General features: G+C 63.3%; 16 protein-coding genes. 4 read left to right on the top strand and 12 right to left on the bottom strand.

What is annotated here, in order from left to right; genetic code table 11:
- Positions 1-7 precede the first annotated feature (7 nt).
- The 7 genes from KBX18_RS08050 to KBX18_RS08020 all read right to left on the bottom strand — a co-directional run bounded on the left by KBX18_RS08050 (position 8) and on the right by KBX18_RS08020 (position 8,896).
- Positions 8-715, bottom strand: a complete 708-nt coding sequence (locus tag KBX18_RS08050; protein WP_255995561.1) for a 16S rRNA (uracil(1498)-N(3))-methyltransferase — start codon at positions 713-715, stop codon at positions 8-10.
- A gap of 3 nt (positions 716-718) precedes the next feature.
- Entirely contained in the window at positions 719-1,849 is a 1,131-nt protein-coding gene (gene dnaJ / locus KBX18_RS08045; protein ID WP_255995560.1) for a molecular chaperone DnaJ, read from the bottom strand.
- Complete coding sequence (hrcA, locus tag KBX18_RS08040) at positions 1,850-2,863, bottom strand: heat-inducible transcriptional repressor HrcA (RefSeq protein WP_005289329.1); 1,014 nt, start codon at positions 2,861-2,863, stop codon at positions 1,850-1,852.
- A 47-nt stretch (positions 2,864-2,910) separates the two neighbouring features.
- A complete protein-coding gene (gene hemW, locus KBX18_RS08035) occupies positions 2,911-4,074 on the bottom strand; it encodes a radical SAM family heme chaperone HemW (protein WP_255995585.1) in 1,164 nt (387 codons plus the stop codon).
- Between the two features lie 310 nt (positions 4,075-4,384).
- Positions 4,385-5,053: a hypothetical protein gene (locus KBX18_RS08030; protein ID WP_005289323.1), complete on the bottom strand. Its 669-nt coding sequence runs from the start codon at positions 5,051-5,053 to the stop codon at positions 4,385-4,387.
- Positions 5,054-5,151: 98 nt separating this feature from the next.
- Complete coding sequence (locus KBX18_RS08025) at positions 5,152-6,948, bottom strand: long-chain fatty acid--CoA ligase (protein WP_255995559.1); 1,797 nt, start codon at positions 6,946-6,948, stop codon at positions 5,152-5,154.
- 94 nt (positions 6,949-7,042) lie between these two features.
- Positions 7,043-8,896 (bottom strand): long-chain fatty acid--CoA ligase, encoded by a 1,854-nt coding sequence (locus KBX18_RS08020; protein WP_255995558.1) that lies wholly within the window; start codon positions 8,894-8,896, stop codon positions 7,043-7,045.
- Positions 8,897-8,975: 79 nt separating this feature from the next.
- On the opposite strand from KBX18_RS08020, the gene malQ reads away from it, so the two are divergent.
- Complete coding sequence (malQ, locus tag KBX18_RS08015; RefSeq protein ID WP_255995557.1) at positions 8,976-11,123, top strand: 4-alpha-glucanotransferase; 2,148 nt, start codon at positions 8,976-8,978, stop codon at positions 11,121-11,123.
- A gap of 19 nt (positions 11,124-11,142) precedes the next feature.
- Here malQ and KBX18_RS08010 read toward each other — a convergent pair whose 3' ends face one another.
- Both KBX18_RS08010 and KBX18_RS08005 read right to left on the bottom strand, forming a co-directional pair.
- Complete coding sequence (locus KBX18_RS08010) at positions 11,143-11,283, bottom strand: hypothetical protein (protein WP_005289314.1); 141 nt, start codon at positions 11,281-11,283, stop codon at positions 11,143-11,145.
- Positions 11,284-11,289: 6 nt separating this feature from the next.
- Positions 11,290-11,454: a hypothetical protein gene (locus tag KBX18_RS08005; RefSeq protein ID WP_005289311.1), complete on the bottom strand. Its 165-nt coding sequence runs from the start codon at positions 11,452-11,454 to the stop codon at positions 11,290-11,292.
- 21 nt (positions 11,455-11,475) lie between these two features.
- Here KBX18_RS08005 and KBX18_RS08000 point away from each other — a divergent pair, with 21 nt between their 5' ends.
- Complete coding sequence (locus KBX18_RS08000; protein WP_005289307.1) at positions 11,476-12,747, top strand: carboxylesterase family protein; 1,272 nt, start codon at positions 11,476-11,478, stop codon at positions 12,745-12,747.
- Between the two features lie 22 nt (positions 12,748-12,769).
- Here the strand turns inward: KBX18_RS08000 and idi are convergent, their stop codons facing one another.
- A complete protein-coding gene (idi, locus tag KBX18_RS07995; protein ID WP_005289304.1) occupies positions 12,770-13,315 on the bottom strand; it encodes an isopentenyl-diphosphate Delta-isomerase in 546 nt (181 codons plus the stop codon).
- Positions 13,315-13,851 (bottom strand): hypothetical protein, encoded by a 537-nt coding sequence (locus KBX18_RS07990; protein ID WP_255995555.1) that lies wholly within the window; start codon positions 13,849-13,851, stop codon positions 13,315-13,317. Before KBX18_RS07990 ends, idi begins: the two co-directional genes overlap by 1 nt.
- A 105-nt stretch (positions 13,852-13,956) precedes the next feature.
- On the opposite strand from KBX18_RS07990, the gene KBX18_RS07985 reads away from it, so the two are divergent.
- Positions 13,957-15,819, top strand: coding sequence for an ABC transporter ATP-binding protein (locus tag KBX18_RS07985; RefSeq protein ID WP_255995554.1), 1,863 nt, complete (start codon positions 13,957-13,959; stop codon positions 15,817-15,819).
- Positions 15,820-15,822: 3 nt separating this feature from the next.
- Here KBX18_RS07985 and KBX18_RS07980 read toward each other — a convergent pair whose 3' ends face one another.
- On the bottom strand, positions 15,823-16,251 hold the full coding sequence (locus KBX18_RS07980) for a VOC family protein (RefSeq protein WP_255995553.1): 429 nt from the start codon (positions 16,249-16,251) through the stop codon (positions 15,823-15,825).
- Positions 16,252-17,277: 1,026 nt separating this feature from the next.
- Between KBX18_RS07980 and KBX18_RS07975 the strand changes: the two genes are divergently transcribed.
- Entirely contained in the window at positions 17,278-18,429 is a 1,152-nt protein-coding gene (locus tag KBX18_RS07975) for a MalY/PatB family protein (RefSeq protein WP_255995552.1), read from the top strand.
- The last annotated feature ends 8 nt before the right edge of the window (positions 18,430-18,437 follow it).

The following is an 18,437-nucleotide window of genomic DNA, read 5'->3' as shown; positions in this document are numbered from 1 at the left end:
GTTCACACTACCAGCGGTGCGTCAACGCACCGATCGCGCAGAGCGCGGCAAGTGCTGCACTGGCGGTGCGCAGTACTTCCGGCCCCATGCTTATCGACACCGCAGGGATCGCCGCAAGTTCCTCCTGCCCGATCCCGCCTTCGGGACCGACAATGAGATACAGGTGGTCGACGTCAAGGTCTATGTCTTTGATGCTGGTGGATGCATCTTCGTGGAGGACGTAGGCGGCGTGGCCGCGTACGAGTTCCGCGAGCTGGTTCGTGGTGACCGGCTCGCGGACCTCCGGCACCCAGGCGCGGCGGGACTGCTTGGCCGCCTCCCGGGCAGTGGCCTGCCACTTCTCTACGTTCTTGGCCACCTTCGGGCCCTGCCACCGTGCGATGGTGCGGTGGGAGATCCACGGGATGATCTCGTCTGCTCCACCCTGGACGGCCAGATCGACGGCGAGTTCGGCGCGTTCGGATTTCGGGATGGCCTGCACCACCGTCACCCGCGGCCGAGGCTGCGGAACGTCGTCCACGCGCACGACCTCTCCCACCAGAGAATCCTTGCCAGTGATCTCGGTGACGGAGATTTCGGCGGTGCGGCCGGAGCCGTCGATAAGCATGATGTGCTCGCCGGGTTCAATGCGTTTGACCGTGACGGCGTGGCGTCCTTCTGGGCCGTCGAGGCGGCCCGCGGCCGGGTCGTCGCAGAGAAAGTACGGCAGGCTCATAGCTTAGCGACGGAAACGGTCCCGGAGCCGGCCGAAGAAGCTCTCCTCACCGGGAGCTTCCTCTTGGACGTGGGCGGATTCCTTGCACCCGGCGCGCAGATCCTCGAGCGCGCGGCGCTCCTCCTTGGTCAGCGTCTCCGGCACGACGACCTGAACATGGGCGATCAAGTCGCCGGCGCCCTCGGCGCGCAGACGGGGCATGCCCTCGCCCTCAAGGACGATCTGCTCGTTCGGCTGCGTGCCTGCCGGGATCTCGATCGTGGTGGTCTCACCGGCGAGATCCTCGACCTCGAGGCTCGTTCCCAAAGCGGCGTCATACATCGGCATGGAGACCTTCAAGTGCAAGTTCTCCCCGTCGCGGACGAACACCGGGTGATCCTCGGTAGTCACCTCCACGTACAGGTCGCCGGCAGCGCCGCCGCCATGGCCGACCTCACCCTGGCCCGCCATGCGGATGCGCATTCCGGAGACAATGCCGGCTGGAATGTTCACCGTGATGTCGCGGCGGGAACGCACGCGCCCCTGACCGCCGCACTTCTGGCACGGGTCGGTGATGATCTCGCCGAAGCCCTGGCACTTAGGGCAGCTCGATGTTGTCATGATGTTGCCCAGGAAGGACTGCTGCACCTGCTGAACCTGGCCTTGCCCGCCACAGTTATCACAGGTGACGGGCTTGGATTCAGACTCGGATCCAGTGCCGCGGCAGTGCTCGCACACCACTGCGGTGTCGACGGTGACGTCCTTGCGGGTTCCGGAGTACGCCTCCGCCAGCGAAATGCTGGTGCGCAACAGTGCGTCGTTTCCGGGCTGAACGCGCGAGCGCGGGCCGCGGCCGCCGCCTGCGCCAGCGTCACCGAAGAACGCCTCGAAAATGTCACCGAAGCCGAAGCCGCCACCGCCCGGCGCGGCGGCCCCCTGCTCCATCGGGTCCCCGCCACGGTCGACGATCGCCCGCTTCTGCGGATCCAGCAGCACCTCCTGCGCCACGGAGATTTCGCGGAACTTCTCCGCGGCTTCATCCGTGTCGTTCACGTCGGGGTGGTACTTGCGTGCGAGACGTCGATAAGCTTTCTTGATCTCCGCATCCGACGCGTTCTGGTCAACCCCGAGGATGCCGTAGTAATCGCGGGCCATCTAAATCCTTTCCTCTCCGGCGAGAATGTGGCTAATGTACTGCGCCACCGCCGCAACCTTTTGAATCGTACCGGGGTAGTCCATGTACGTCGGGCCGAGGACCCCCAGACCACCCAGCGTCTCGCCCGCCGCACCGTAACCCGTGGTCACGATGCTGGCCTTGCTCAGCTCCTCATCCTCATTCTCCTGCCCGATCACCACCGACACATTGCCCAGCTCAGGCAGGTTTGCCAGTAGCTTGAGCACGACAACCTGCTCCTCGAGTGCCTCGACCACGCTAAGCAGATCCGTGGTCATCGGGACAAGGTTCGCTGCGCCTGCGATAAGCACACGGTCGCTTGGCTTTTCGACGAGCGTATCAATCACCACAGCAATCGCCCTGGTCACATGATCCGGGGCGTCTTGGGCAATCGTCGCCAGGGCAGTCGACGCATCCGACATCGTCTTGCCCTCCAAGACGCGGTTGAGTAGATCCCGCAGCTGCGCGGTCTCCTCATCACTGATCGGACCGGCGAGCTCGACGTTGCGCTGGTCCACGCGGCCGGTGTCAGTAATGAGCACGAGCAGCAACCTCGTGGGGGTGAGTGCCACGACCTCGCAGTGCTTCACTCGGGAGACACTGAGGGTCGGCAGCTGCACCACGGCGGCCTGGCGGGTCAGCTGCGCGAGCAGGTGGGCCGAACGGCGCATGATGTCCTCCAAGTCCACAGAGGACTCGAGGAAGTCGGAGATCGCGCGGCGCTCCGGCAGCGAGAGGGGCTTGACGTCGTTAATGGCATCCACGAAGGCGCGGTAGCCCTTCTCCGTGGGTACACGCCCCGAGCTCGCGTGCGGCTGGGCGATGAAGCCCTCCGCCTCCAGCACCGCCATGTCGTTGCGGATCGTGGCGGAACTGACGTTCAGTTTGTGCCGCTCCACCAGGGTCTTCGACCCGACCGGCTCCTGCGACGCGATGTAGTCCGCGACGATCGCGCGCAGCACCGCCTGCCTACGGTCGCGTGCGGGACCCGCCATGTTTAGCACTCTCCTTTGTTGACTGCTAAACCGAGTGTAGCGCTGACTTACTCGGCGGCCAAGATGTCGGTGACGATGCCGTCGGCAAGCAAACGGCCCTTATCCGTGACCGCAATGCGCTCACCTGTCGTGAGAAGACCGGCGTCACGGTGCTTGCGGAGCACCGCTTCAGCGCCTGGCTGGATCCAGCTGCGCGGGATGCCCTCTTTGAGGCGGAGGCCGAGCATGATCTGCTCGAAGTGGTGCTCGGCATCCGTGATGGTTTCCTCACTGGCGATGGGCAGCTGACCCGTCGCCAGTTTCTGGTTGTATGTTTCCGGCCGCTTGACGTTCATGAACCGCGTCCGGCCGACATACCCGTGCGCGCCCGGGCCGGCACCCCACCAGTTCCCGCCGCGCCAATAGATCAAGTTGTGCTGGCACTCCCCGCCCGGCTTAGCCCAGTTGGACACCTCGTACCAGCCGAACCCAGCTTCTTCCAGCGTGCTGGCGATGAGTTCGTAGCGGTCCGCGTAGGTATCCTCGTCCGGGGCCGGCAGCTGGCCCTTGTTGATCTTCCGGGCCATCGCGGTGCCGTCCTCCACAATGAGTGAGTAGGCGGACACGTGATCCACCCCGGCGTCGAGGACGTGGTCGAGGCTCTTCTTCACATCATCTTCCGTCTCTGTCGGGGTGCCGTAGATCAGGTCGAGATTGACGTGTTCAAACCCGGCCCGTTGCGCATCCTTTGCCGCGGCGACAGCACGGCCGGGGGTGTGCTGGCGGTCCAGGATCTTCAGCACCGGCGTGCTTGCAGACTGCATCCCCAACGACACCCGCGTGAACCCCGCCCTTTTGAGACCCTCGAAATATTCCGGGCTTGTCGACTCTGGATTCGACTCCGTAGTCACCTCCGCATCCGGTTTCACCCCGAAGGTTCTTTTGATAGTGTCCAGGATCCTGCCCAAACCGTCCGCCCCTAGCAGCGACGGCGTGCCGCCGCCGATGAAGACCGTGTCGACCCCACCGGTGAGGTCTGTACTGGCCGCGCCCATTTCCAACTCACGCTCCAACGCGTCCAGGTAGGCCGCGTAGGAAGTCTCCGTTTCCGACGGTGTATAGGTGTTGAAGTCGCAGTACCCGCACCGTGTCGCACAGAACGGGACGTGGACGTACACGCCGAACCCGGCCGAGTGGTCCCTGTCCGCGCCGCGCCCACTGCCCGCGCCCATCACCTCTAAGACGCGCACAGCGTTCGCACCCCTGCCGCGGCTGGAAGTAGAACCATCAGAATTGGCCATGGGGTCAACTCTAAAGCCCGCCAAGATATCGTTTGCATCCTTGCCGGTTCAAGCTCTAAAAGCGCAGGTCAGATTTAGCTTCCCCGACAAGGATGCAAACTATATCTGGAGGCGGGCCAGGACGGTGCCCATGGGCGGTTCCGGCGGGGCCAGTGAGGCCGATGTGGCCAGTGGGGTTAGTGAGGTTGAGTTCGGGTTGAGCTCTAGCGCCGCGGCGCGCCCTACGCGCGCCCTGTGGGGCCTACGCGCCGCGGCGGGAGCGCTTCGCCGCGACCTTGGCGACGATGGCGTCGACACGCGCGCGCTCCTCCAGGAACGCCGGCGGGTTACAGCCGCGCATGGCACGGGTGAAACCCGGGTGCTCAGCCACGACGGAGTCGAGCCAGCCGTCGACGGCAGACTCAACGAGTTCACCGACACGGAAGTAAAGCTGCGGCAGGGACACCGCCGCGAGGTTCTGGGCGACCATGTCCGTCTGCTCGAGGGTGTACTCGACGACTTCACCCAGGTGCTGGACGATCAGGTCGGTGCGCTGGGTGCACGCCTCAGACATGTCTTTGACCGGGGCGGGCGAGCTGAGCGGGAACAGCTCGTACAGCGCGGAGGCGTCGAGAGTTTCCGGCTCCGGGATGCGCTCCTCCAACGGCAGTGCGGCGGAGATAGAGCCCGCCCGCACACCGGAGACGAGCGCCTGGCGCAGGCCGATCAGCTCACCGACCACGCGGCGCGCATCGGTGCGGGCGTCGTCGACGATCTCGGCGAATTCGGCGAGGCAGTCGTCGGTCAGTTCGCCGTCGTAGTCGGCGATCGCCTCGGCGATGTGCTCGATGTATTCGACCACTTCATCGCCGATATTGTAGACCTCTTGAGTGAGCTCGCGGTGGCGTAGCGTCGCAGCAGTCCGGTGCACACTCGCCTCCTTCTGGCTTCCCTGGCTGACACACCGTCAGTGTCGGTGGTTGACTCTATGCCAGAAGTTCACAGGTACCCGTACGGCACGCCGAGAAGTTATCCGTAGAGCTTCCGCATCTGGTGCGCGAAGCTCTCCAACACGGCCGGACGCTTGACTTTCAGGGACGGGGTGAGCTCGCCGTCTGCTTCGGTGAGATCGCGCGGGAGAATGCGGAATTTCTTGATCGCCTCAGCCTTCGAAACAGCGTGGTTGGTGCGGTTGACGGCGTCTTGGATTTCCATGCGCAGGTCGTTGCGTTTCGCCAGCTTGTAGGTGGGGGTGTCTGGGTCGATGCCGCGGGCTTCCTTCCAGGATGTCAGGGCGTCCTCGTCGAGCGCGATGAGCGCACCGATGAAGGGCTTTCCGTCCCCGACGACGACTGCCTGGGAGATCAGCGGATCCTGGCGCAGCAGTTCCTCGAGCGGCTGCGGGGCGACGTTCTTGCCGCCGGATGTGACCAGCAGATCCTTCTTGCGGCCGGTGATCGAAATGTTTCCCTTCTCGTCGATTTCGCCGAGGTCGCCGGTGTGAAAATAGCCGTCGATAAGCGCTTCTTTCGTGGCCTCCTCATTGCCCCAGTACCCGGTGAACACGCCCGGGCCGGCGAAGCAGATCTCGCCCTCGTCGCTGATTTTCGCCGTGTAGCCCATCATCGGTTTGCCCACGGAGCCGATCTTGCGGTCGTCGCCGAAGCTCAAGGCGGCGGCGGAGGAGGTTTCGGTCAGGCCGTAGCCCTCGTACACCGGCAGGCCAGCGCCGCGGTAGAAGTGGCCGAGCGGCACGCCGAGTGCGGAACCGCCGGAGATGCCGTATTCCATCTTGCCACCGAGCGCTTCGCGGATCTTGGAGTAGACCAGCTTGTCAAAGACGGCGCGCTTGAGCTTGAGCACCAGTGACGGCCCGCCCGCATCGAGCGATTCGGAGTATGCGATGGCGGTCTTTTCGGCCTCGGCGAAGATCTTCGCGCCGATCGCGGAGCCATCAGATGCTTTACGACGAGCAGCATCGCGCACCTTCTCATACACGCGCGGGACGCCTAGAACCAGATCGGGCTTGACCCGCTGGAACTCGGCCGCGATGGTGGACACGTCCTGCCAGTGGGATTGGGTGGTCTCGCCGAGGGTGGCGGCGAGGTGGACCGAGCGCGCCATGACGTGGGCGAGCGGAAGGTAAGTGACCACCTTGTTGCCGCGGCGGGCTACCTGGCCGGCCGGGTGAGCCAACAGACCGCGGACCTGGAAGATCCAGTTCAGGTGGGTGATCATGCACCCCTTGGCGCGGCCGGTGGTGCCGGAGGTGTAGACGAGGGAGGCGATGTCATCGTGGGAGATGCCCGCGATGCGCTCGTCGAGTTCCTCGTCAGAAACGGAGCGGCCGGCTTCTTTGAGCTTGTCCATGCCGCCGTCGTCGAAAAGCAGGATTTCGCGCAGATGAGAGTTGGTGACGTGCTCGAAGAGCACACCGTGGTCGTGGGTCTCGCCAAGGGCGATGACCGCGCCGGAGTCTTCGACGATCCACTGCACCTGCTCGAGCGAACTGGACGGGTAGATCGCTGCGGTGGTCAGCCCGGCGGCCATGATGGCGAAGTCAGCGACCGGCCACTCGTAGCGCGCGCCGGACAGCAGCGCGATGCGGTCGCCCTTCTGGGCACCGAGGGCAATGAGACCCTTGGCCGCTTCACGGACCTCCGCGACGAACTCGGCGGCGGTCACGTCCACCCACTCGTGGGCTTCGGGCTTGGTGAACAAGACAATGTCCGGCCGCTTCTCAGCATTAGCTACTAATGCCGAAAAGCAGTTTTCGTCGGGGGCGACGGTGAACGGGGCATCAACAGTGAAGGTCTTCAAGGTCATGGGGAGCTCCTTTGGCACTCCTAGGCCATAAGTTTGGCCACACAAACAGTTTTGTGTGGCCAAAATAACAGGAATCTGTTCCCCGTGTGAAGTTTTAGCGGTAAAGTCTATCGATCTGCTTCTTGTACCGCTCGAAGACGACGTTGCGCTTGATCTTCATCGTGGCTGTCATCTCGCCGGACTCCTCGGTCAGATCCTGGTCGAGGATCCGGAACTTCTTGATTTGCTCTGCCTGGCTAACACTGCGGTTGACCTCGTTGACGGCGTCCTGGACTTCAGCGCGCAACTCGGCACTCTTCCTCACCAGCTCGCCGATTTCCATGTCCTCGGGGATGCTGTGCTCCTTCTTCCAGCGCGCCACCTCTTGGTCGTCGAGGGTGACCAGCACACCGACGAAGGGCTTGCCGTCGCCGACCACAAGCGCCTGGGAGATCAGCGGGTGGGAACGCAGGATATCCTCCATCGGTCCGGGGGAGACGTTCTTGCCGCCGGCGGTGACAATCAGGTCCTTCTTGCGCCCGGTGATCTTCACGTATCCGTCTTCGTCGATCTCGCCGAGGTCACCGGTGACAAACCAGCCGTCGATAATCGCTTCGTCGGTGGCTTTCTGGTTGTTCCAGTAGCCCTTGATCACGCCATCGCCCTTGAAGCAGATCTCACCGTCTTCGTTGATCTTGACGGAGTAGCCGTTGTTGGGCTGGCCCACAGTGCCAATACGGATGTGCTCCGGGTTGTTCACCGTCGCAGCAGCGGCGGTCTCGGTCAGGCCGTAGCCTTCGTAGATGGTCAAGCCCAGGCCGCGGAAGAAGTGCAGCAGCTGCGCAGAAATCGCGGAGCCGCCGGAAATGGTGATCACGGCCTTGCCGCCGACAGCGTCGCGCAGCTTCTTGTACACGAGCTTGTCAAAGACCTTGTGCTTCGCCTCCTGCAGCTTGGACGGCCCCTCGGGGGTGTCCATGGCCTTGGAGTATGCGATCGCAGCCTTTTCCGCCTGCAGGAAGAGACGAGCGGCGATCGGCGAGGAATCCGCCGCCTTGTTGTACGCGCCATCGCGGACTTTTTCGTACACGCGCGGGACAGCGAGAATCATGTACGGCTCGAACCGCTGCAGCGCCATCGGAATGGTGCGGGTGTCAGACCAGTGTGTCTGGTGGGCGCCGCCGATGGTGGCGGCAAGGTGCACGGCACGCGCGAGAACGTGCGCCAGCGGGAGGATGGTCACGTAGCGGGTGCCCGGCTTCGCGGCCAGTCCGGAGCCGATCGGATTGTGCAACAGGGCCATTGCCTGGGATGCCCACACCAGGTGGGTCAGCAGGCAGCCCTTCGGGCGGCCGGTAGTGCCCGAGGTGTACACGATGGACATCAGGTCGTCGTGGGAGATGTTGGCAATGCGCTCGTCGATGACGTCATCGCCGATGCCGCGGCCGTCCTCCACGAGCAGGCCCACACCGCCGGTAGCGAAGGCAAGCGAGCGCTTCAGCTGCGTCGGAGAATCGACCAGCGGGGCCGTACCGTCTTCACGCAGCACGAGGTTGTTGTACAGCGCACGGTTCGCTTCCGTGTCGCAGACTACGATTTTCGCGCCCGAGTCCTCGACAATCCACTGCACCTGGCTTGCCGACGACGACGGGTACACCGGAACACTCACCGCTCCGGCCGCCATGATGGCGAAGTCCATCAGCGCCCATTCGTAGCTGGAGTCTGCCATGAGGACCACGCGGTCACCCTGCTCAACGCCGTTCGCCACCAGGCCCTTCGCCACGGCGCGGAACTGGGCGATGAACTCTTTACCGCTCACTTCCTGCCAGTCATGCCCGGCGGGGCGGGAGAAAATCGCCGCGCTGGGACGCTTCTCAATGGTCTTGACGGCCAGGGTCAGGCAGTTGTCGTCCGGCGCCAGTTCGAAACCGGCCGGGGTGCTGTAGATTTTGGTCTCGGGAGAAGTCATAGTCACACAATACTCCCACTGTGACCTGCGACAATTCTTTCCCAGCCAAAAATTGCGTTCTTTGGCAGAATAGCTCAGTGTGGCTAACACGGAACTCCTCGAGCAACTAGCAACCGCCTATGGTTTCGGCCTGACCTACCGGGGCATGAACAACGAAATCGTGTCTTCGCCCCATTCATCCATGGTGAAATTGCTGCGCGCGCTCGACGTTCCGCTTTCCGACGATCCTGCAGACGAGGAACTCCACGAAGCCCTCGGTGCGTGGCGTGTGCACTGGGATACCCGCCCCCTGCCTCCCGTTGTCATCGCCCGCGAGGGCGAAGAGACCCACTTCAACGTGCACGTGCCGGAGGGCGCTCCGGCCGATGTGTGGATCACCCTGGAAGACGGCTCCACCTCCGAGGTCTACCAGGACGAGAACTGGGCAGCTCCGACGTTCCATGACGGTGTGAACTGGGGCGAGGCCACATTCCACACGCGCGGGGATGTGCCGATGGGGTGGCATACGATCCATTTGTCGTCGAAAAGCGATGAGCGCGAGATTGAGGAAACCTGCACGCTGGTGGTGACTCCACGCGTGCTGACGACCAACCTGGAGCTGCTGAAGGACCCGGTGTGGGGTGTGATGGCGCAGCTGTACTCTGTGCGCTCGGAGAATTCGTGGGGAATCGGCGATTTCCACGATCTGGCTGAGCTCGCGGAGGTCGTCGCGGCGCAAGGCGCGGACTATCTGCTGATCAACCCGGTGCACGCCGCAGAACCGTTCCCGCCGGTGGAGGATTCGCCGTATTTGCCCACCTCACGGCGCTTTGTCAACCCGATCTACATCGCGGTGGAAGACGTGCCTGAGTTCGCGCAGCTGGATGAGGAGACCCGCGAGGAGATCGCCGAGCTCTCGGCTGAGCTGCGCGCGATGAACCGCTCGCCGGAGTTCATTGACCGCGACACGATCTTTGACACCAAACTGGCCATCCTCAACGAAATGTTCTACATCTTCGAGGAATCTGACCAATCAGCCTTCGACGAGTATGTGGAGAACCAGGGCGAGGGCCTGGTCAACTTCGCCCGCTGGTGCGCCTACACCGAGCTGACCCGTGAGGACGAGCGGCGCCACGCGGTCATCATCACCGAGGAGTACGACGACCTCGCGCAGTTCTACATGTGGCTGCAGTTCCTCGCCGACACTCAGCTGGCGCAGGCGCAGCATCGCGCCAAGGATGCCGGGATGCGCATTGGCATCATGACAGACCTAGCTGTCGGTGTTCACCCTGGCGGAGCAGACGCCAACACGTTGGCCGACGTGCTTGTCCAGGACGCATCCGTGGGTGCCCCGCCGGATGGGTACTCCCAGCAGGGCCAGGACTGGTCCCAGCCGCCGTGGCACCCCTTCAAGCTGGCCGAAGCGGGATACAAGCCGTGGCGTGACCTGCTGCGGACCGTGCTGAAGAACTCCGGCGGCATTCGCGTCGACCACATTCTCGGCCTGTTCCGCCTGTTCTGGATTCCGAGGATGGAGTCCCCGCTGGATGGCGTGTACATGAACTACGACCACGAGGCGATGCTGGGCATTCTCGCCCTTGAGGCGGAGCGCGCCGGGGCCGTCGTGGTCGGTGAGGACCTGGGCACCTTCGAGCCGTGGGTGCAGGACGTGCTGCGTGACCGCGGCGTGCTGGGCACGTCTGTGATCTGGTTCGAGCACTCCCCCGCCGGCGATCGCCCGATGAACCCGGAGGAGTACCGCAACCTGTCGATGAGCTCCGTCGGCACGCACGACCTGCCGCCGACCGCCGGCTACCTCAAGGGCGCGCACAACGAGCTGCGCGACGCCCTCGGCATTGTTGAGGACTCCTTTGAAGAGCTCGACGCGAAGGATGTCGCCTGGCAGGGCCACGTCTTGGCAAACGCCCGCGATCACGGTGCGTTTGAGGGCACCCCGCTGGCCGACTACGACTTCGACAACCTCGGCCGCGACGAGCGCGGCGACGCCGAAGAGCTCGTGCTCGGCCTGACGCGCTTCATCGCCGGTACCGGGTCGGCTTTGACCTGCACCAACCTCGTGGACATGGTGGGTGATGTGCGGATCCAGAACCAGCCGGGCACCAATGCCGAACAGTACAAGAACTGGTGCGTCCCGCTCTCCAACTCCGACGGCGAACCGGTGCTGATCGAGGACCTCACCAGCATCGACCTGTTCGCCCGGGTGGCGGAGGCATCTGCGCGGCGCTAACCCGGGCTAGAGCAACGGGTTAGAACAACCCGACGATCCCCGCCACGAGCACCAGGGCAATGAGGATCCACAGCGCCTGCGTGACGCGGCTGCGGGGGTACTTCCTGCGCTCCTTAGGCAGACGCATGTCCTCTTTGCGCAGGTCTTCCGGGTTGGCCATAGCGCCTTAATCTACCTTCGGTTCCTTATCGCCCAAAACTGCTGCCACCCAGTCCACCGCGCGCACCATTCCCACCGCCGCGATGCCGGCAGCGGGCAGCGCGAACGCCAGCACCATGGGCACCTGCACCCATGGGCTGGACTGCGTCAAGCTGAACCCGATGTCAATCATTGATCACTAAGCTTAGACCGCATGAGCAACCCTGTTGAGGTGACCTGCCCCGCCGGGACGATCATCGGCCGCGTCGACGGCCGCATCGCCCACTTCCATTCGATTGAGTACTCGCACATTCCGGCCCCCTTCGACGATGCGGAACCAGCGCCAACGGGCAAGCTTATCGACGCATCTACGCCCCACCCCGAACGCACCGCCCTGACCATCACGGCCCCGCTCGGGGCAACAGACACTGATGACCTGCCCGTGGTGGTCCACATTCATGGTGGCCGCTTTGAAATGGGCAACCATGAGGATGCAGCAACTCCCGGTGACGCCTTGGCCTCAAACGGCGTGATCCTGGTCCGGATCGGATACCGCCTGAAATTGGAGGGGCTGGTCCCCTTCCACGACGACAGGGTCGCGCACTTCCGCGCCGTCGACGACGTGTCCCTGGGACTGGAATGGGTGCAGAAGAACATTGAGGCGTTCGGTGGTGACCCTACTAACGTGACGCTGACCGGCCAGTCCGCCGGCGCGAATGTGGTGCTGTGGCTGATGCGGCGCGACCATTACCGCGGCGCGTTTCGGCGCGCTGTGGCCCTCTCCCCTGCCTTCCCCCGCCTGACCTTCGAGCAGCGGAAGAAGTTCATTCGTGCCGGTGCGGGGATCCCTCTGACCCGCGGTTCCCTCAACGCTGCGAGCCCGAAGCAGCTCAGGCGCGGATACAACGCAGTGCGCACCCGGTATATCACCGATATGGCGCTTGGTCCCGCTCCACTGGATACCGCAGAGATGGCCGAGGTGGACTTGGTGATCTCCTCCGTCGATGAGGAGATGTTCAATTCCAGTGCCATCCACGACACCTTGAAGACCGCGCGGCTCAACATGGCCGCGCCCGGCATCGGCATGGGCCTCAAACGGGAGCAGTACGTCCCTTTCTTCAAAGCGCTTAAAGCCCGCAACCCGAAGCACATCAACGGGGAGTTCTTTTCCGCCAACCTGATCCGCCGCTGGGTCGACCAGGTTGCCGAGGGTGCGCCGGGCCGAGTGTGGCAGGCCGAGCTGACCTCCGACGCCCGCACCCGTGCCCGCCACTCCGCCGATTTGGCACCGCTGTTCGGCGCCCCGCCGTACCGTGCGGGCGAAGGCCTCAATGGCTGGCTCATCCGCTACGCCCACACCGGCGAGCCTGGCTGGCCGGAGTACAAACCCGACCGAACCGTCCTGCGGGTTGACCTCTCAGGGGAGAACGCGGAGCTGGTCACCGACCCGCTCGGCTACCTGCGCGGCGTGTTCCGGGAGGTCTAGCCCGCCAACCCCAGTGTGCGGACTACTGCCCCTCGAGCACTGCACGCAGTTCGGGGCGGGCCAGTTCTTCCACCAACCACGGGGAGAAGACCGCCGGCATCGCCTCAGCGGCGGTGATGAGATCGGCGGGGTTCACCCCCTTAGTGCTGTCCACCTCATCGGGATTCGGGGCAGCTTCGGCACCGCCGGCAAGGCGCACGACATAGACGGGGCAGATCTCGTGCTCGACGATCCCAGAGGAGTCGACAGCCCGGTAGCGGAAGTCCGGCAGAACGCAGCGCAGATCGGCCAGAGCGGACGCCGGCAGGCCGAGCTCTTGCTGGGCGCGGCGGACAACGGCATCCTCGGTAGCTTCGCCTGGGGCGGGGTGACCGCAGAAGCTGTTCGTCCACACACCCGGCCAGGTTTTCTTCCCTAACGCGCGGCGGGAGATGAGGAGGTGGCCGGAGGCGTCGAAAAGCCAAGCGGAAAACGCCAAATGCAACGGCGTGTCCGTCGTGTGGACCTCGAATTTGTCGGCGGTGCCGGTGGGGCGGCCGTCATCGTCGCACAGAACTACCTGCTCCATTAGTTGTTCAGGTTCCCGGTGAAGACGACGTTGCCGATCTGGAATTCAGCATCGTAGAGGTTGCCTGTGCTCACGTCGAACGCGAACTGGAGATTGGCGGTGGCGCCCTTGCCCAGCGGCATGTCCAGGCCTTCAATCTCAATGCCGGCTTCCTCGGCGCTGAGGCGGCTGGCGTTGTCACCGGAGTACGTCAAACGGGGCTCACCGAGTGCTTCGGGGGGCATGATCGCGTCGGCGGTGTTCGTCACAGCGATGGTGACCACGGTGCCACCGTTCGGGGCGGACTTGGTGCCCTGCCACTTGTAATGGACGCTCATGCCCGGATCTTCCACGATCTCACCGCTGATCTCGTCAGTCTCCTCCGGTGAGACGTCGTTGGTTTCAAACGCCTCCGGCTCTTCGGTCGGCGTGGCCACACCCGTCGTCGGGGTCAGGGTGCCTTCCTGGTCCACGATGCCTTCGTCGTCGACGCAGGCGACGAGCGCAAGAGAGCTCGCCGCGAGGACAGCGGCAATGCGTACTGGGGTACGGGCCATGGGGCGCCTTTCTGCGAAAAGTTTCAAACCAACAGGTCCCCTCACTGTACAGCGCCGACAGCACGGATCCGAACACACGCGCACCCAGGTGTATGTTGTGGACACGTGCAACCTCTTTTCCGCGTCATGAAGAGCGCCTCCGCCCTGTGGCCGTACTACCTCGGCATCGTGGTGATTTCCTCACTGACGGTCGCGCTGAACTTGCTCACCCCATTCATTCTTCGCGAAGCGACGGACACCATTGTCGACGGTGGAAGCTTAACGACGCTCACGTGGCTGGCCGCCGCCCTCCTGCTGACCCAATCGTTGTGGACGTTAGGCCGCAACATCGGCGGCTATTTGGGCGATGTCGTTTCCGCGCGCATCCGGCAGGCGCTGTCCACCCGCTACTACGCCAAACTGTTGTCGCTGCCGCAAAGCTACTTCGACGGCCAGGTGACAGGAACGATCATCGCGCGGCTGGACCGCTCGATCATGAACATCACGCAGACGATCCAGAGCTTCTCCAACTCGCTGCTGCCGATGTTCCTCCAGCTCATTGCGATTCTGTGCATCACGGCCTTCTACTACTGGCCGCTGACCGTGCTGCTGCTCATGCTCTTCCCGATCTACTTGGTGCTTACGGCGTTGACCTCAAAACGCTGGCAGAAGTTCGAGCAGGCCAAGAACGAAGAGATCGACCTGGCCAACGGCCGCTTCGCGGAGGTCGTCGGCCAGGTGAAGGTGACCAAGTCTTTCGTTGCGGAGGCCCGGGAGCTGGATTCCTTTGGTACCCGCTACGGCGAGACGATCAACCTGACCCGGCCGCAGTCCCGTTGGTGGCATTCAATGGATGTCGGGCGCAGCATGGCCATGAACGTCATTTTCTTCTTCATTTATCTTGTGCTGTTCCGCGAGACCTTGAACGGCCGCTTTTCCATCGGCGACATGGTCATGCTGGTCCAGATGGTCACGATGGCCCAGCAGCCGGTGCAAATGATGAGCTTCCTGGTGGACTCCGCTCAGCGCGCCATCGCCGGCTCCCGCGACTACTTCAAGGTGATGGACGAGCCGATCGAGGAAGCCGCCAACTCCCAGATCGTCGCTGCCACAGAGGCGTCCGATGTTCCGGAGGTGGACACCGCCGCGGTGCCCGCCCTGCAGGAGGGCGAGCCGATGGTCGCCTTCGACAACGTTTCCTTCGCTTACACGCCCGGTGAGCCTGTGCTCGAGGACGTCAGCTTCACAGCCCGCCACGGGGAGAAGATCGCACTCGTTGGAGAGTCCGGCGGCGGCAAGTCCACGCTGGTCAACCTACTGCTGGGCCTATACCCCATTACGCAGGGCCGCTTGAAAGTCTGCGGCAAAGACATCAACACCGCCGATATTGAGCGCGTCCGCGCTTCCACCGGCGTGGTCTTTCAGGAACCGGCGTTGTTCTCCGGCACGATCCGGGAGAACATCGCGTACGGCAAGCCGGATGCCAGCGATGCCGAGATTGAAGACGTGGCTAAGCGCGCCAACGCGCACGGCTTCATCTCGTCCTTCAAGGACGGCTACGACACGGTCATCGGCGAGCGCGGTTTGCGCCTGTCCGGCGGCCAAAAGCAGCGCGTCGCGGTCGCCCGCGCGATGCTCAAGGACGCGCCAGTGCTGGTGCTCGACGAGGCGACATCGGCGTTGGACACCAAATCCGAGCGCGCCGTTCAAGCCGGCCTGGACGAGTTGATGAAGGATCGCACCACCATCATGATCGCCCACCGCTTATCGACGATCGCCGACGTCGACACCATCATCACCTTCAAGGACGGACGGATCGACGAGATGGGCTCACCCGCCGAGCTGGCAGCCTCCGGGGGCATTTACTCGGAGCTACTGGCGCTCACTGCGTCCAGCTCGGCTGCTGACAGGGAGCGGCTCAAGGCGTTCGGGTTTCAAGATGCCGCCGACACAGATGACACTGACGGCACAGACGGCGCCGACGACTAGCCACTACTGCCTCTCGAAGGTGTCCGCCCACTCCTGAGCTTGTGCAGCCTCCTGCGGCCGCTGCTTGGTGAACACGATGGTGTGCCCGTCTGGGTCGGTGGCGGTGACATCGGTGGTGTACCACGGAGTGTCTACCGGTCCCTCCACGGCGGCTCCGGTCGCCCGGATTGCCTCGGCGATGGCACCTAGGTCATCGTCGTGGGCGGCGAACGTCACCGAGGATGAGCCCGGCGTGATGTCGCCGGAGGGGACTGCGAGGATGTCTTGGTAGCGCTGGCGCCGGAAGTGGATCAGAGCCGGGCTGCCGTCCTCACCTGGAATGGTGGCCAGGGAAATGAAGCCGGCGGCGTGGTAGAACTCCTCCACAGCACCGAGATCAGTCACAGGCAAAGTCACGAACATGGGCATCGGGTAGATAGAACGATCAATCATGTCCGCGAGAATAAAGTTTGCCGTTAGGGCAAGGTCAAGCGCTAGCGTGGAAGCTATGAAGTTCCCTAGTCTTGAGACCCTCCGCGCCCGCGGTACCCGCAAGTGGACCCAGTTCGGTGAGATCTGAGCCCGATTCAGCGCGTTTTTCGAGGGTCCTGGGAGTTGACTTGCCGGATACGGCTCCCTTCCATAACCCACGCTGGAAGGTCCGGATTGATCTCACCCAACACGGACAACAGGTCGTTGACGCGACGTCGAACGTCTACGTGGAGTAAGTGCTCGTGATGGGAGATCCTGTTTCTCAATTTAGCAATGCGAGCATATCTTGCCCCGAGGCTTCTCCTCCGCCCCGGATCGGCAATGTTCACGCTCCCTGCGTTCGGAAAAGCCACGTGCAGATGTTCCACCCAGATGTCCTTCGATGTCTGCTTCGCGGCAGCATCTTGCTTCGCACCTGCCCCAAGAAGCTTGACCCACGTTCCCATAGTCAGCTGGGCGAGCACGTCGTCATGAGTAATGGCCGCATTCCTTCGAGGATGTCCAACTTCGCGGTCTGAGGCTTGCTGTCGTGCCCACACACGCGCACGGCCCAGATCCTTGCCAATAAGCGAGTACAAGCGGGGTGCTGTTTGATCGTCTAAAGCCCAGTCGAATACGTTGAGGTATCCGGGTTGTCGGCTGTTCCACACGCGTAATGCTGAGTTCAGGGAATTACGGGTAAGAACCTCGAAATGTGCGAGCTGAGGTACGAAAGCTCCAGCCAGGGCAGTACTCCACTGATAGAGTTCGATCGCCCTGTGAGTATCTTCACCTGACTCGGACATGTAAGTGTGAAATCGTGCTTCACCAAGAAGTTGGCCCCAAGCCGGCAACTCACCCACAATTCCCCCTTGCAGTAGTTCGTGGCGAGTATATAGAATTGGGGCCACGGGCGGCGATGTAGATCGTCGCATCTTCTCACAACCCGGTCCTCGTGACCGGGTTGTTGTATTTCCAGCCAATGTTGGAAGGCGTAAGTTGGACCTTATGAAATTCCCTAGCCTTGAGACCCTCCGCACCCGCGGTACCCGCAAGTGGACCCAGTTCGACGACGACGTTTTGCCGCTGTGGGTGGCGGAATCCGACTTCCCCACCGCTGAGCCGGTCAAGCGCGCAATCCAGGACGCCGTGGAGCACGAGACCCTTGGTTACACCCCGGCACACCACAGGCTCGGCGACGCGTTGAGCGACTTCTACGCTGCACGCTACGGCTGGCGGCCTGACCCGGCGCGGGTCTTTCCAGTTGCCGATGTTGTGCGTGGGATGCTGCTGGGTGTTCAGTACTTCACCAAGCCGGACTCTCCCGTCATCGTTCCGGTGCCCTCCTACCCGCCGTTTCTGGAGATCCCGGCGACGGCCGGCCGTGAAATGGTCGAGGTCGGTGCGAAGGGCGGCCTAGACTTCATGGAGATCGATGCCGCGTTCCGCAATGGCGCAGGCTCGATCCTGCTAGCCGCCCCGAACAACCCGTGGGGCTACACGTTCGACGAAGAAGAGCTCACCCAGCTGTGCGCCATCGCGGATAAGTACGGCGCGCGAGTGCTTGTCGACGAGATTCACGCCCCCATCGTTTATTCCGCAAGCGGAATAAACGGCCAAAGCGGACACATCTGCGCCGCCGGCATCAACGAGACCACAGCGAACGTCTGTATCACTGTGACGGCCACATCGAAGGCGTGGAACATTGCCGGCCTGAAGTGCGCCCAGATGATCTTCTCCAACGACGAGGACGTGAAAACCTGGCACAGCCTGACCGGTGTGGCCAAAGACGGCACCGGCACGCTGGGCATTGTCGCAGCGGAGGCATGCTACCGCTACGGCACGCCCGCGCTGGAGGACCAATTGGCGGCGCTTGAGCAGAACCGCGACTGGCTCATTGAGACTCTGCCCGAGGCCATCCCCGGCATTGAGTTCACCCGACCAGAAGCGACGTATCTCATGTTCCTAAACTTCGCGGGCACGGCGATTGGGGATGAGAAGGAGCCGGCGGGCTGGTTGCGTCGAAAAGCGAAGGTGGCGCTCAATGAAGGCGCGACGTTCGGCTCCGGCGGTGAGCACCACGCACGCCTCAACTTTGCCACCAGCCCGGAGATCCTCGCCGAGGCCGTTGATCGCATGTCTGCAGCGATCCGCTCCTGACGCTAACC

Source organism: Corynebacterium sp. CCUG 69979 (assembly GCF_024454095.1).
GTDB lineage: Bacteria > Actinomycetota > Actinomycetes > Mycobacteriales > Mycobacteriaceae > Corynebacterium > Corynebacterium genitalium.
This window is presented reverse-complemented; position numbering and strand designations above follow the sequence as displayed.

Bases quoted from the DNA above. Each gene is read 5' to 3' on its own strand.
- hemW (WP_255995585.1), bottom strand. From the start codon at position 4,074: ATGGGCGCGGGCAGTGGGCGCGGCGCGGACAGGGACCACTCGGCCGGG.
- idi (WP_005289304.1), bottom strand. From the start codon at position 13,315: ATGGAGCAGGTAGTTCTGTGCGACGATGACGGCCGCCCCACCGGCACC.
- hrcA (WP_005289329.1), bottom strand. From the start codon at position 2,863: ATGGCGGGTCCCGCACGCGACCGTAGGCAGGCGGTGCTGCGCGCGATC.
- KBX18_RS08005 (WP_005289311.1), bottom strand. From the start codon at position 11,454: ATGATTGACATCGGGTTCAGCTTGACGCAGTCCAGCCCATGGGTGCAG.
- KBX18_RS07975 (WP_255995552.1), top strand. From the start codon at position 17,278: ATGAAATTCCCTAGCCTTGAGACCCTCCGCACCCGCGGTACCCGCAAG.
- KBX18_RS08000 (WP_005289307.1), top strand. From the start codon at position 11,476: ATGAGCAACCCTGTTGAGGTGACCTGCCCCGCCGGGACGATCATCGGC.
- KBX18_RS08025 (WP_255995559.1), bottom strand. From the start codon at position 6,948: ATGACCTTGAAGACCTTCACTGTTGATGCCCCGTTCACCGTCGCCCCC.
- KBX18_RS08020 (WP_255995558.1), bottom strand. From the start codon at position 8,896: ATGACTTCTCCCGAGACCAAAATCTACAGCACCCCGGCCGGTTTCGAA.
- KBX18_RS08050 (WP_255995561.1), bottom strand. From the start codon at position 715: ATGAGCCTGCCGTACTTTCTCTGCGACGACCCGGCCGCGGGCCGCCTC.
- KBX18_RS07990 (WP_255995555.1), bottom strand. From the start codon at position 13,851: ATGGCCCGTACCCCAGTACGCATTGCCGCTGTCCTCGCGGCGAGCTCT.
- dnaJ (WP_255995560.1), bottom strand. From the start codon at position 1,849: ATGGCCCGCGATTACTACGGCATCCTCGGGGTTGACCAGAACGCGTCG.
- KBX18_RS08010 (WP_005289314.1), bottom strand. From the start codon at position 11,283: ATGGCCAACCCGGAAGACCTGCGCAAAGAGGACATGCGTCTGCCTAAG.
- KBX18_RS07980 (WP_255995553.1), bottom strand. From the start codon at position 16,251: ATGATTGATCGTTCTATCTACCCGATGCCCATGTTCGTGACTTTGCCT.